At 61.7% G+C, this 12,958-nt stretch carries 11 protein-coding genes and 1 pseudogene; 1 reads left to right on the forward strand and 11 read right to left on the reverse strand.

Annotated features, from left to right (window positions below; genetic code table 11):
* The first annotated feature begins 131 nt into the window (after positions 1-131).
* Complete coding sequence (locus tag FHX10_RS28085; protein WP_047616405.1) at positions 132-1,127, forward strand: SIS domain-containing protein; 996 nt, start codon at positions 132-134, stop codon at positions 1,125-1,127.
* Between the two features lie 28 nt (positions 1,128-1,155).
* Here FHX10_RS28085 and FHX10_RS28090 read toward each other — a convergent pair whose 3' ends face one another.
* The 11 genes and pseudogenes from FHX10_RS28090 to FHX10_RS28140 form a co-directional block, all read right to left on the reverse strand.
* Positions 1,156-1,611, reverse strand: coding sequence for an NfeD family protein (locus FHX10_RS28090; protein ID WP_028756670.1), 456 nt, complete (start codon positions 1,609-1,611; stop codon positions 1,156-1,158).
* Between the two features lie 3 nt (positions 1,612-1,614).
* A complete protein-coding gene (locus FHX10_RS28095) occupies positions 1,615-2,655 on the reverse strand; it encodes an SPFH domain-containing protein (RefSeq protein WP_028756669.1) in 1,041 nt (346 codons plus the stop codon).
* Between the two features lie 180 nt (positions 2,656-2,835).
* On the reverse strand, positions 2,836-3,870 hold the full coding sequence (gene hemH / locus FHX10_RS28100; RefSeq protein ID WP_028758602.1) for a ferrochelatase: 1,035 nt from the start codon (positions 3,868-3,870) through the stop codon (positions 2,836-2,838).
* Between the two features lie 125 nt (positions 3,871-3,995).
* Positions 3,996-5,939: a bifunctional metallophosphatase/5'-nucleotidase gene (locus FHX10_RS28105; protein ID WP_063475333.1), complete on the reverse strand. Its 1,944-nt coding sequence runs from the start codon at positions 5,937-5,939 to the stop codon at positions 3,996-3,998.
* A 176-nt stretch (positions 5,940-6,115) separates the two neighbouring features.
* Positions 6,116-6,436 carry a hypothetical protein gene (locus tag FHX10_RS28110; protein ID WP_028756666.1) on the reverse strand — a complete coding sequence of 107 codons (321 nt, stop codon included), beginning with the start codon at positions 6,434-6,436 and terminating at the stop codon, positions 6,116-6,118.
* A gap of 27 nt (positions 6,437-6,463) precedes the next feature.
* Entirely contained in the window at positions 6,464-6,832 is a 369-nt protein-coding gene (gene omp10 / locus FHX10_RS28115; RefSeq protein WP_028756665.1) for an outer membrane lipoprotein Omp10, read from the reverse strand.
* A gap of 171 nt (positions 6,833-7,003) precedes the next feature.
* Positions 7,004-8,455: a homospermidine synthase gene (locus tag FHX10_RS28120; RefSeq protein WP_063475334.1), complete on the reverse strand. Its 1,452-nt coding sequence runs from the start codon at positions 8,453-8,455 to the stop codon at positions 7,004-7,006.
* A gap of 188 nt (positions 8,456-8,643) precedes the next feature.
* Positions 8,644-8,928: a YciI family protein gene (locus FHX10_RS28125; protein ID WP_047616412.1), complete on the reverse strand. Its 285-nt coding sequence runs from the start codon at positions 8,926-8,928 to the stop codon at positions 8,644-8,646.
* A gap of 8 nt (positions 8,929-8,936) precedes the next feature.
* Positions 8,937-9,560 (reverse strand): annotated as a pseudogene (locus FHX10_RS28130) (aminotransferase class IV family protein); the annotation flags it as partial.
* A complete protein-coding gene (locus FHX10_RS28135) occupies positions 9,557-10,663 on the reverse strand; it encodes an aminodeoxychorismate synthase component I (protein ID WP_210294485.1) in 1,107 nt (368 codons plus the stop codon). The gene FHX10_RS28135 and the pseudogene FHX10_RS28130, both read right to left, overlap by 4 nt.
* A gap of 294 nt (positions 10,664-10,957) precedes the next feature.
* Positions 10,958-12,811 (reverse strand): M3 family oligoendopeptidase, encoded by a 1,854-nt coding sequence (locus FHX10_RS28140; protein ID WP_029867998.1) that lies wholly within the window; start codon positions 12,809-12,811, stop codon positions 10,958-10,960.
* Positions 12,812-12,958: the final 147 nt, after the last annotated feature.

The following is a 12,958-nucleotide window of genomic DNA, read 5'->3' on the forward strand; positions in this document are numbered from 1 at the left end:
TGACATGCTTTCGGTTCTTACCCAAAGGTAAAGCCTTGTGGTTAATCATTCGTTGCCGTCAGCGGGCGCCGTTCACATTTCGGAAAGAGTGCGGGGTGGACTTGGAAAGTGAAAAGGTCTAACGCAACTTCATGAACAGAAGAGCGATAAACCTCGTTGAAAACAGCGTGCTCGAATCGGCAAAACGCACGATAGAGACCGAAAGACGCGGTCTTGAAGCGCTGGAACGGGCCCTTGACAATGGCTTGGCCGATCCTCTGACACGGGCCGTCGAAGTCATCGGCGACATCTCCGGCCGCGTCATCGTCACCGGCGTCGGCAAGAGCGGCCATATCGGGGCCAAGCTCGCGGCGACATTCGCTTCAACCGGGACACCTGCCTTTTTCGTGCATGCGGCCGAAGCCAATCACGGCGACCTCGGCATGATCGAGCGCGACGATGTCGTGCTGGCGATTTCCAAAGGCGGCGAGAGCGCCGAGCTCAAGAGCATCATCTCCTTCACCCGGCGCTTCTCCATTCCGCTGATCGCAATCACCTGCAGCGACCGTTCCTCGCTGGCGACCGCCGCCGATATCGTCCTTCTTGTGCCGAACGAACAGGAGGCCTGCCCCAATGGGCTGGCGCCGACGACCTCGACGCTGATGCAGCTTGCGCTCGGCGACGCGCTGGCAGTGGCGCTCCTGGAAGCGCGCGGCTTTACCGCCACGGATTTCCATGTCTTCCATCCCGGCGGCAAGCTGGGCGCCAGCCTGATGCATGTCGCCGATATCATGCATACCGGCGAGCGGCTGCCGCTCGTTGCCAAGGGCACGCCGATGCCGGAGGCGATCACGGTGTTATCGCGCAAGCATTTCGGCTGCGTCGGCGTGCTGGATGAGGATGGCCGGCTTTGCGGTATCGTCACCGAAGGCGATATGGCGCGCAATCTGACCCGCAATCTGGCCGAGCTCGCGGTCGACGATATCATGACCAAGACGCCGAAGACGGTGAAGCCGACGATACTGGCGACCGCGGCGCTGGCGCTGCTCAACCAGCATCATATCGGCGCGCTGATCGTCATCGACGACGACCGCCGGCCGGTCGGACTGGTGCATTTCCACGACCTGCTGCGCATCGGCGTCGCCTGATCAAGCTCGTTCGATCAAGCTCGTTTGATCAGATGGGCTCGACCGTCAGGTCGCGGCCGTTGCTTGAAACCACCTTCACCTGTGTTCCCACCGGCAGGTCCGGTCCCATCACCTGCCATAGCGTATCGTCGAGGCGGATGCGGCCGCGGCCCTCGCGGATCGGTTCGTGCAGCGTCGCCGTGCGGCCGACGAGGCTCGCGCCGCGCTGATTGAGGAAGGGCTCGTCGGTCGTTGCATTGCGCAGCGTCAGCCGCCGGCCGGCGAAGGTCGTGGCAACGGCGAGCAGCGCAAAAAGGATCGCCTGCAATTCCCAGACCCAGAAGGCGCTGTCCCAGAAGAGCAGCGACAGCGCGCCGACGATCAAGGCGGCAAGGCCGATCCAGACTAGGAAGAAGCCGGGTACGATCATTTCCGCGGCGAGCAGCACGAGGCCTGCGACCCACCAACTCCACGGACCGAGTTCGGCGATGATCTTCGCCAGCATGGCTTATCGCTCCTGATCGGGATTGAAAGGATTGGGAGTCGACGGATTGATCGGCGGCGTCGAGCGCGCCGGTGCGGGGCGCGGACGCGGCGGCAGCGGCGGCGGGGTTGCCGGGCTGTTGCCGGCATCGCCGAAGACCTCGCGGGCAATGGCGCCGATGCCGCCGAGCGAACTCAAGATGGAAGAGGCTTCCATCGGCATCATGACGATCTTGGAATTGGGCGCCGAACCGATCGAGGTGAGCGCTTCGGTGTATTTCTGCGCAACGAAATAGTTGATCGCCTGGATGTCGCCGGCGGCGATCGCCTCGGAGACCATTTTCGTCGCCTTGGCTTCGGCTTCGGCCAGGCGTTCGCGGGCTTCTGCGTTGCGGAAGGCGGCCTCGCGCTGGCCTTCGGCCTGGAGAATGGCGGATTGCTTGGCGCCTTCGGCTCGGAGGATCTGCGCGTTGCGCGAGCCTTCGGCCTCCAGCACCTGCGCCCGCTTCTCGCGCTCGGCCTTCATCTGGCGGGCCATCGCGTCGACGAGGTCGCGCGGCGGCTGGATGTCCTTGATCTCGACGCGGGTGACCTTGATGCCCCAGGGATGCACGGCCTCGTCGACGACGCGCAGCAGCCGGTCGTTGATCGCATCGCGGTTGGAAAGCAGTTCGTCGAGATCCATCGAACCCATGACCGAACGGATATTGGTCATGGTGAGATTGAGGATGGCGTTTTCGAGGTTGGAGACCTGATAGGCGGCCTGGGCGGCGTTCAGCACCTGATAGAAGGAGACGGCATCCGCCGAAACCGAGGCATTGTCCTTGGTGATCACCTCCTGGGTCGGCACGTTCAGCACCTGTTCCATCACGTTCAGCTTGGCGCCGACGCGCTCGATGAACGGGGTGATCAGGTTGAGGCCGGGCTCCAGCGTGCGGGTATACCGCCCGAAGCGCTCGATCGTATAGCGGTAGCCCTGCGGCACGGTCTTGATCCCGGCAAAGAGCACGAGGATGACGAAGATGACCAGCACGATGACGACAATGTCGAAGCCGCCGAACAACATGAAGAATTCCTCCTATCGGCGCATGCGCCCATACACTGATGTGGTGGGGTAGCATGTTCTTTGCGAGGAAGAAATGCCGTATGGATGCTACACATCCGTGTGAGGTGGAGGTTTCCTCTCGGTTGGGTTATTTGGATCTTCGCCAGCTATCCGTGCGGCGATGCTTTCTGAAAAGATCTCTCAGGTCCAGCCCTGCAATTCGCGGCGCACGACCTTTTCCAGCACCTTCATGCCGTCCTCGCCGTCGTTGAGGCAGGGGATATGCGCGAACTTCTCTCCACCGTTCTCATGGAAAGAATGGGCAGCCTGCTCGGCGATCTCCTCGAGCGTCTCCAGACAGTCGGAGACGAAGCCCGGATTGATGACGGCGATGCGCTTGACGCCGTCCTTGGCGAGCTTCTCCACCGTCTTGTCGGTATAGGGCTGCAGCCATTCCTCCGGCCCGAAGCGGGACTGAAAGGTGACCATGAAGTTTTCCTCGGTCAATCCGAGCCGCTCGCGCAGCAGCCGGCCGGTCTTCTGGCATTGACAGTAATAGGGATCACCCTGCTTGAAATAGGACATGGGGATGCCGTGGAAGGAGGCGAGCAGCATCTCGGGCTTCCAGTCGAGCGTCGAAAGATGTCTTTCGACGGAACTGGCGAGTGCCTCGATATAGGTCTCGTCGTCGTGATAGTCGGGCACGGTGCGCAGCGCCGGCTGCCAGCGCATAGAGAGCAGCTTCTGGAAGGCCTTGTCGTTGACGGTGGCGGTCGTTGCCGCCGCATATTGCGGATAAAGCGGGAAGAGCACGATACGGTCGCATCCCTCTTGCTTCAGCGCGTCGATGCGCGAAGCGATCGACGGCGTACCATAGCGCATCGCCCAGTCGACTTTGACGCTATCAAGATCCTTCAGGCGCTCGGCCATCAGCTCCGATTGGTTGCGGGTGTAGGTGCGGAGATAACTTTCGTTCTTCTCCTTATTCCAGATCAGCTCATAGGCCTTGCCGACCTTCTGCGGGCGGGTGTTGAGCACGATGCCGAACAGGATCGGGTACCACTTCCAGGGCGACCATTCGATGACGCGGCGATCGGTCAGAAATTCCCTGAGATAGCGGCGCATCGACGTGTAATCGGTGCCATCGGGCGTGCCGAGATTGACCAGCAGGACACCGACCTTGCCTGATTTTACGGCCGGATGGTCCGCCGGGCGGAGTGAAATATCTGCTGTCATTCTGGCCCCAACGCTTTTTTTGTCTCGTCAGCTCATACGCAGCCTGGAGATCGTGGTTCACCCTATAGAAAGAAAAGCCGGCCCGGGAAACCCCGGACCGGCCAGTGGCATCGGGACAAATCGTCTTACTTGGCGGGAACCTCGATCTCCTTGCCAACCGTCAGGTGACGTGGGTTCGGCTTGCCGTTGGCATCCGACAGCTTCCGCCACAACGTGCCGTCGCCATAGAAGGTTACGGCGAGATCCCAGAATGTGTCGCCGGCGGCAATGACGTGGGTGGACGGCGTCGTTGCGGCAGGTGCGGAGGCTGCCGGCGCCGGTGTGGGTTCCGCAGCGGGCGCGGGGGCTGCTGGTGCCGGAGCGGCAGGTGCCGGTGCAGCGGGTGCGGGAGCCGGCTCTGTGGATGGAGCAGGAGCAGCCGGTGCAGCAGGCGCCGGTTCGGAAGCGGAGGGGGCCGGCGCTGCCTGCGCCAGTTCCGCGATGCGGCCATCCGTGTATGGCTTATAGGGCGAATGCGCGGCGACGTATGCCGCAGTCACATCGGCAAGATCCGGGCCGAAATCATAGGCGTTCTGGCCCTCCTTGAAGATCGAATAGCCGTCGCCGCCGGCCCGCATGAAGTTGTTGGTGGCGAGTTTGTAGGTCTTGGCCGAATCGATCGGCGCGAAATTGGCGCCGTCCTTCACCTGAACATCGCTGACACGGCTGCCCGCGGGCTTCGACGGGTCGAAGGAGAATTTCAGGCCGGCGACCTGCGGAAAGCGGCCGGCGCTCTGGTCGATCTGGCTGACGCCGTTTTCGAGCGCCTTGACGACGTCTGCGCCGGTCAATTCAAAAGTGGCGAGCGTGTTCTGGAAAGGCAGGACGGTGATGACCTCGCCCTGGGTGACCTCGCCGCCGTCGATCGACGCGCGCAGGCCGCCGCCGTTCTGGACGGCGATGGTGACGCCCTGGTTCTTCGTACGGTCGAGCATGGCGTCAGCCACCAGATTGCCCATCGAGCATTCCTTGACGCGGCAGACCTTGCGATCGCCCTCGATCGGGCTTTCGGAGGAGCCGATGACCTTGTTGCGCAGTTCCTCGATCGGCTTTGCCAGTTCGGCGATGCGGGTAATGACAGCCGGATCGGGCGTGAAGGTGGAATCGATCAGGATTGGATCGCCCTTGGCATCCTTGACGACGCCGTTGTCGTCGAAATTGACGACGAGATCGCCGAGATACTTGCTGTAGGAAGCGGCCTGGACGACCGGCACCTTGTAGCCGCCGGGATTGTCGACCATCGTCGGATAGGGGCCTTCGGCCTTCGGATCGGTGTTGGAGAGCAGGCTATGGGAGTGGCCGCCGACGACGACATCGACGTCCGGAATCTTGGCGATCAGGGCGAGATCGCGGGGATAACCGACATGGGTCAGCGCGATGATCTTGTTGACGCCCTGGCCCTTCAGATCCTGGACGGCTGACGTAATGGCCTGGACGTCATCTGATATCGTGACGTTCGGACCGGGGGAGGACAGCTCGGGGGTATCATTGGTGACGGCGCCGACGATGCCGATCTTCTGGCCGCCGACATCAAGCACCAGCGAGGGCTTGATGCGGTCGCCGAGCTTAGAGGCAGCCGTCGCCTTGACGTTCGCCGTCACGACAGGGAACTGCACCTTGTCGAGGAAGGTCGCAAGCCCGTCCTCGCTGTCGTCGAATTCATGATTGCCGACGGTCATGGCGTCGAACTTCATCAGGTTGAGGAATTCGGCTTCGGCCGCTCCCTTGTAGGTCGTGTAGAACAGCGAGCCCTGGAAATTGTCGCCGGCGTTCAGGAGGACGACGTTCTTGCCGGATAGCGCCTGACGGCGCTGGTCGATCGCGGTCTTCAGGCGGGCAGCACCCCCGAAGCATTCCTTCTTGCCTTCCTCCTCGGCCGAGCAGGTGGAGTCGAATTTGTTGATCGATTCGATGCGCGAATGGAAATCGTTGATATGAAGAATATTAAGTTCGTAATCCGCAAAGGCGGCGCCCGCGCTCAGCGCCAGCATGGACGCGGTCAAAAGACCGAAGCTGAAAGACTTCGTCATCCCTGTTCTCCTGATTGAGGCGAAAGATTCCCCTGATCCCTCGCCGTTCCCTTTCATTGTGCGCCGGGGCGATTGCCCGGCCTTCGGATTGTTCCATCAGACGATGTGCAACCGCAAGAGAAAGCTGGGCCAGGCAGGGCGCTTTCCAAGGGGACAGGGCAAAAAAGCCGGGCTGCTTATCCCTGGCATTCGCCATCGGCCGCGTTTCGGTAGAGTTCGTGTACGGCCTCGGCAATATTCGGAACTGTCGCCAGCGCGATGACCAAACAGAAAAGGGCAAAGAGGCGATGAAAGCGCCGGCCGGTCCGGTAGACCAGAAATGCGCCCGCACCATAAATCAGGATTGCCGGTACGGCGAAGATCAACACCTGCAGCGGCCCGTCGCAATCGGGAGCGGCGATGCCCTGGGCACGATAGACATTGGCCGGCAAAATAACGGCAAGTGCCGCAAGCGGCATTGCAAGCAGCAGAACGAGGTAAAAGGCGAAGGCCCGCATGGTGTGCCTAGCCTATCGCCTCATCTTTCAGCCGCGGCGGGAAAGCGTGAACTGTGCGCCGGAATCGGAGGTGCAGTTCAACTGGCTCGGATTGACGAGAGCGCAATTGACCTTGGACTGGGTCTTGCGCACCAGCGAGGTCATGTTGATCTCCACCAGGGTCGGCGAAGTGTTGATATAGGTGCCTGAGGCGAGAAGCTGGTTGCTATCGGTGGTGCGGGTGGTGAAAGTGCCGCCCTGGAAGGTGGAAACGATGCCGTTCGGATCGCTCCAATTGCCTTCGACGCCGGTGGCGACGGGTGCGGTTGCAACCGGCAGGCGACGCGGCTCCGATGAAACACAGGCGGCAAGAGCGGCGGCTGCGCCGACAAGAACGAGACCAGTTCTGATTTTCATAAGGCTTCTCCCGGCGAATCGGCGCGGCGGACACCCGCCAAGTTCGGGCAAAACATGGCGCGCGCCCGGCTTGAAGGCAAGCCTTGGAGGGGCAGCGGCCAGCATTTAGACAGCAGGCGTTACAAAAATGCCCGCCTTGCGGCGGGCATTGTCAAAGCCGAGGAAATGATCTCAGCGAACCAGAATGTTCCGGAACTGCCACGGATCCTTGGTGTCGATATCTTCCGGGAAGAGGCCCGGACGGCCGTCGAGGGGTGTCCAGTCGGTGTAATGACCTTCGACCGGGCCGAGATAGGGCATCTGCACTTCGAGGCAGCGCTTGTAGTCGATCTCGTCGGCTTCGACGATGCCGGCTGTCGGGTTTTCCAGCGCCCAGACCATGCCGGCGAGAACGGCTGATGTGACCTGCAGGCCGGTGGCGTTCTGGTAGGGCGCGATGCGGCGGGTTTCTTCCAGCGACAGCCGCGAGCCGTACCAGTAGGCGTTCTTCTCATGACCGTAGAGCAGGACGCCGAGTTCGTCGATGCCGTCCTCCAGCTCGTCCTCGTCGAGAACGTGATGGACCGGCTGCGGGGTGCCGCCATTGCCGAACATCTCATGCAGCGAGAGCACGGCGTCGTTGGCCGGGTGGTAGGCATAGTGGCAGGTCGGGCGGAAGGTCACTTCGCCGTCCTTGTCGCGCACGGTGAAATAGTCGGCGATCGAGATCGACTCATTGTGGGTGACGAGGAAGCCATATTGCGGGCCGGGCGTCGGGCACCAGGTCCGCACGCGGGTGTTGGCGCCCGGCTGTTCCAGGTAGATCGCCGCCTTGTTGCCCTTCTTGTGCTTCTTGGCATTCTTCGGCATCCACTCTTCATGGGTGCCCCAGCCGAGTTCGGCCGGCTGCATGCCTTCGGAGATGAAGCCTTCGACGGACCAGGTGTTCCAGAAGACGTTGAGCGGCTTCGGATGCTTGGTGCGCTGGGTATCACGCTCGGCGATGTGGACGCCCTTGACGCCGAGTTTCTTCATCAGCTTTGCCCAGCCTTCGCGATCGTGCTGGTCCGGCTCGTCGAATTTCAGGCCGGTGTCGTTGGCGAGGTTGACGAGCGCCTGCTTGACGAACCAGGAGACCATGCCCGGATTGGCGCCGCAGGTGGAGACGGCGGTGGCGCCGCCCGGGTTCTTCGCCTTTTCCTTGCGCACGGTTTCGCGCAGCGCATAGTTGGTGCGGTCGGCATTGCTCATACCCTTGTCGAAATAGAAGCCGAGCCAGGGTTCGACGACGGTGTCGACGTAGAGCACGTCATGCTTGCGGCAGAGCTTGATGAGGTCGAGCGAGGAGGTGTCGACCGAGAGGTTGACGCAGAAACCCTGGCCTTCGCCTTCCGTCAGCAGCGGCTTCAGCAGTTCCTTGTAATTCTCCTTAGTGACATATTCCTTGATGTGGCGAACGCCGTGCTTCTTCAGGATCTCCATGTCAGAGGGATCTTCGCGCGGGTCGATGACGACCATCCGGCTCTTGTCGAATTTGAAATGGCGCTCGATCAGGGGCAGGGTGCCGCGGCCGATGGAGCCAAAGCCGATCATCACGATCGGACCGGTAATTTCGGCATATACCGGATAGTTCTGTTCCGTCATTCTTTTCTCCTGTGGAAGGCGACGAAGGCGTTCAGCCCGAAGAATTATTTGAAATTGCCGCAGAGAGTGCGAGGTGACCGGCTCTAATCACAAAACGACGTCACAATAAAGAGCGTTGACGGGGAAAGGCCAAATATCGGTCGGGCGATGGAGGCCGGCGCGACTATCCACGATCGGTTCGCGTAGATTCAGCGCTTCAGGATTTCCAGCCCTTCGACCACCGTCGTTACGGCAAGCTCGGTGATTTCGTATTCGGCGATGCCGTGGATGGTGAAGGGATCGGCGGCGACATAGGCCTCGATCCCAGCGCGCTCGCCGATCGCCAGGATGACGCCGCCGGTGCGCGGCACCTTGCGGCCGGAGGCGAGGAACCAACCCTTCGCATAACCCTCCTTCACCCAGGCCATATGCGGCTCCATCTGCCCGTCGGCTTCATCGTTGGACTTGAGATAGGTGAGGGAGAGAATGAACATGGTGAGTGCCTCAGAAGGTTTGCGCGGATCAGGCCACGCAGCGAGTTGCCGATATAAAGCGTGCCGGCATCGAGATCGGCAAGCGTGAGGCGGCCGACGCGGGCCCTGCGCTGGCAGATGAGTTCGGTGCGCAGCACGCCGGCGAGCAGGCCGCAGGAGATGGGCGGGGTGCGCAGAATGCCGCTCCCGTCGTCGAGGAAGATCGAGGTGATGGTGCCCTCGCAGACTTCGTCGTGCTCGTTCAACAGGATGACTTCATCGGCCTCATAGGGCCCATATTCGGCGCGGGCTCTCTCGTAGACGGCACGGCGTGTGGTCTTGACCCGAAGCAGCCTGTCGGCGGAATCCAGACGGGTCTCGGCGAGGCGGACGATCCAGGTGGTATCGGGCGCCAGCGGCACGAAAGCGGCGCTCGTCACCTCGATGCGGCCTTGCGCGTCGAAAGTCAGGCGGATGCGCAGCGGACCGGTAGCGCCTGCAACGGCTTGGTCGAGCTTGGCCGCCGCGTCGACCGGTTGCGGGAAGCCGAGGCGACCGGCGGAGCGGGAAAGCCGGGCGAGATGCAACTGCCGCCGGATGAAGCCCTCGCCCGGCTGCCAGCGCAGCGTCTCGATCAACGAAAAATCGATCATCGTGCAATCCAATGATCGCCGACAGCGAAGCGGGCCTTGAGCAGGCATTCCTCATATTCGGCCTCGGCGGTCGAATCGAAGACGATGCCGCCGCCGACATTGAAGACGGCCCTGCCGCCCTCAAAAAGCGTGATGGTGCGGATGGCGACGGAAAAACGCATGGCGCCGGCGGGCGAGATCATGCCGATTGCGCCGCAATAGGCGTCGCGCGGGGCATCCTCGAGCGCATGGAGAATTTCCATTGCCCGCATCTTTGGCGCGCCGGTGATCGAGCCGCAGGGAAAAAGCGCGGAAAAGATGTCGCGGATCGAAAGATCGGGGCGGAGCCTTGCCTGCACATGGCTCACCATCTGGTGGACGGTCGGATAGGTCTCGATGTCGAAAAGCTTCGGGACGTCGAGCGTGCCGACTTCGGTGATGCGGGAGATATCGTTGCGCAGGAGATCGACGATCATGCGGTTTTCCGCCTGCGTCTTGATATCGCGGCGCATGGCCTCGATGATTTCGGCATCCTCGGCGGCGGTGGCGCCGCGTTTCGCCGTACCCTTCATCGGATGGGTCTCGATCCAGCCCTGTTCGTCGGTGCGGAAGAAAAGCTCGGGCGACCGCGAAAGGATGACCGGACCGCCGAGATCAACCAGCGCGCCGTATTTGACCGGCTGGCGTTCGATCAGCGACCAGAAGGCGGCACGGGGATCGCCGTTCCAGCGGGCTTCGACCGGCATGGTGAGGTTCGCCTGATAGGCGTCGCCGAGCCGCAGATGCTGGTGGAGGCGGTCGAAGCGCTCCTTATATATAGCGAAATCCCAGGCAGCTTTCGGAGCAGTGAGGAATTCCTCGTTTTCGAGACGCTGTTTGGGCTGGGCAAGCGGATGCGCATCCGGCTGCGGCGCATCGAAGACGCCGAAGCAAAGCAGCGGTGTTTCGCGGTGTTCCCCAGCGAAGGGGGCGAGTTTCTCCTCAAAGAAGTATCCGGCCTCGTAGGCCATATAGCCGGCAAGCCATTTGCCCTCGGCCTTGGCCTGCTCCATCCGGGTAAGACCCGCAAAGAACTCGGCGCGCGTGCTGGCAACGATGATCTCGGCCGGCTCGGCGAAAAGCATCACCTGTCCGGTCGTGTCGTCGCGGAAGAGAATGTAGGGTTGGTCAGCCACGCGCCGCTTTCAATTTGTTCTGCTCCTCATTGCTCAAAATCCAATGGGAGCGTGAGGCATTTTTCCGCTTCTCCCCACGGGGGAGAAGATGCCCAAAGGGCAGATGAGCGGGCGGAGCGGAGCGACGTCCTGAGCACATGCGAAGGACAGGTTCAGCCGTGTCGCCCCCCATCCGCCTGCCGGCACCTTCTCCCGAGGGGAGAAGAGACCCGTTGCTGCCCTTCCGCCTTTGGAGAAGAGATCTCAGCCTCTATCCAACGCTTCCAACTCGTCGATCAGCCCTTCGATCATCGACAGGCCCTGGCTCCAGAACGACGGATCGGTGGCGTCGAGGCCGAAAGGCTTCAGCAATTCCGAGTGATGCTTGGTGCCGCCGGCCCTCAGCAGTTCGAAATACTTCTCCTGGAAGCCTTTCTCGGCCTTCTGGTAGACGGCATAGAGCGAATTCACCAGGCAATCGCCAAAGGCATAGGCGTAGACATAGAAGGGCGAGTGGATGAAGTGGGGGATATAGGCCCAGTAGGTCTCGTAACCCTCCGAAATGTTGATCGCCGGCCCGAGGCTTTCCGACTGGACGGAGAGCCAGAGTTCACCGATGTCGTCGGCTGTCAGTTCGCCTGATTTGCGGGCGGTGTGGAGCTTGCGCTCGAATTCGTAGAAGGCGATCTGGCGCACGACCGTGTTGATCATGTCCTCGACCTTCTGGGCGAGCATCGCCTTGCGCTCGCGCGTGTCGGTGGTCTTTTGCAGAAGCGCGCGGAAGGTCAGCATCTCGCCGAAGACGGACGCGGTTTCGGCAAGCGTCAGCGGCGTCTGGCACATCAGCGCCCCTTGCGCACCGGCGAGAACCTGGTGCACGCCGTGCCCGAGTTCATGGGCAAGCGTCATTACGTCGCGCGGCTTGCCCATATAATTGACGAGCACATAGGGATGGGCCGAGGGAACCGTCGGATGGGCGAAGGCGCCTGGCGCCTTGCCGGGACGGACCGGGGCGTCGATCCATTGTTCGTCGAAGAAGCGCTTGGCGATGGCAGCCATCTCCGGGGCGAAATTGCTGTAGGCCGAAAGCACCGTGTCCTTTGCCTCCGGCCAGGAGATGATGGCGCTGGAGGTTTCCGGCAGCGGCGCGTTGCGATCCCAGAAATTCATCTGCTCCATGCCGAGCCATTTCGCCTTCATCTTGTAATAGCGATGCGAAAGGCGGGGATAGGCTTCACGGACGGCCGCGGCCAGCGCATCGACGACCTCGCGCTCCACCCGGTTTGCCAGGTGGCGACTGTCGGCGATGTCTTCGAAGCCGCGCCAGCGATCGGCGATCTCCTTGTCCTTGGCAAGCGTGTTGGTGATCAGCGTGAAAGTGCGGATATTCGCCTTGAAGGTTTCGGCGAGCGCCATAGCCGCTTTGCGGCGGACTTCAGGGTCCTTTTCCTGCAGCCTGTTCAGCGCCACTTCGAGCGGCACTTTCTCGCCATCGATGTCGTAGCGAAGTTCCGCCATGGTTTCGTCGAAGAGGCGGTTGAAGGCGGCGGCCGATGTCATCGACTTCTCGAGGAAGAGCTGTTCCAGCCTGTCGTCGAGCTGGTAGGGCTTGTCCTTCCTGAGATCGAGCAGCCAAGGGCGATAGTGTCCGGCGGCGGAATCGCTCGCCATGCAGGCGTCGACCACCGCGTCGTCGATGCGGTTCAGCTCCAGCGCGAAAAACAGGAGGTGGCCGGAAAATTCGGTGATCTTGGCCTGCACGTCGCCGTAGAGCTTGCCGTTTGCCGGGTTGGTGGTGTCGGAGAAATAGGTGAGGCCGGCAAAGGAGCCGAGGCGGCCGATGATATCGTCAAGCGCCTCATATTCCTTCAGCGCCGCGCCGATGCCCTCGGCACCAGTCTTCGTCGCGGCCTCAGCGAGTTTGCCCTTCCATTTTTCTTCAAAGGCGATTGCGGCCTTGCCGGCCTTTTCCATGTCGGCGACGAAAGCGGTCGACGTGGCGGAGGGGTAGAGATCTTGCAGCTTCCAGACCGGCAGATCGCCGAGCGCCGGATCGGCGGCTCCAGCTGGCGCTGCTGCCGACAAAAGAAGGCGGGCGTGCGGGAGCTTGATTTTCATGGGTGCAATTCCTCTCCACTTTCATAACAGGTCTGATTGTCTAGCGCATCGGCCCGAAAATCGGAATCGATTTTCGGAAAGCACGATGCGCAGGTTCAAAGTGTTACAGCGTCCTTTGCGCGTCTGAAAAGACGCGCGGCGCTGTAA

The organism is Rhizobium sp. BK591, from assembly GCF_014195045.1.
GTDB lineage: Bacteria > Pseudomonadota > Alphaproteobacteria > Rhizobiales > Rhizobiaceae > Rhizobium > Rhizobium anhuiense.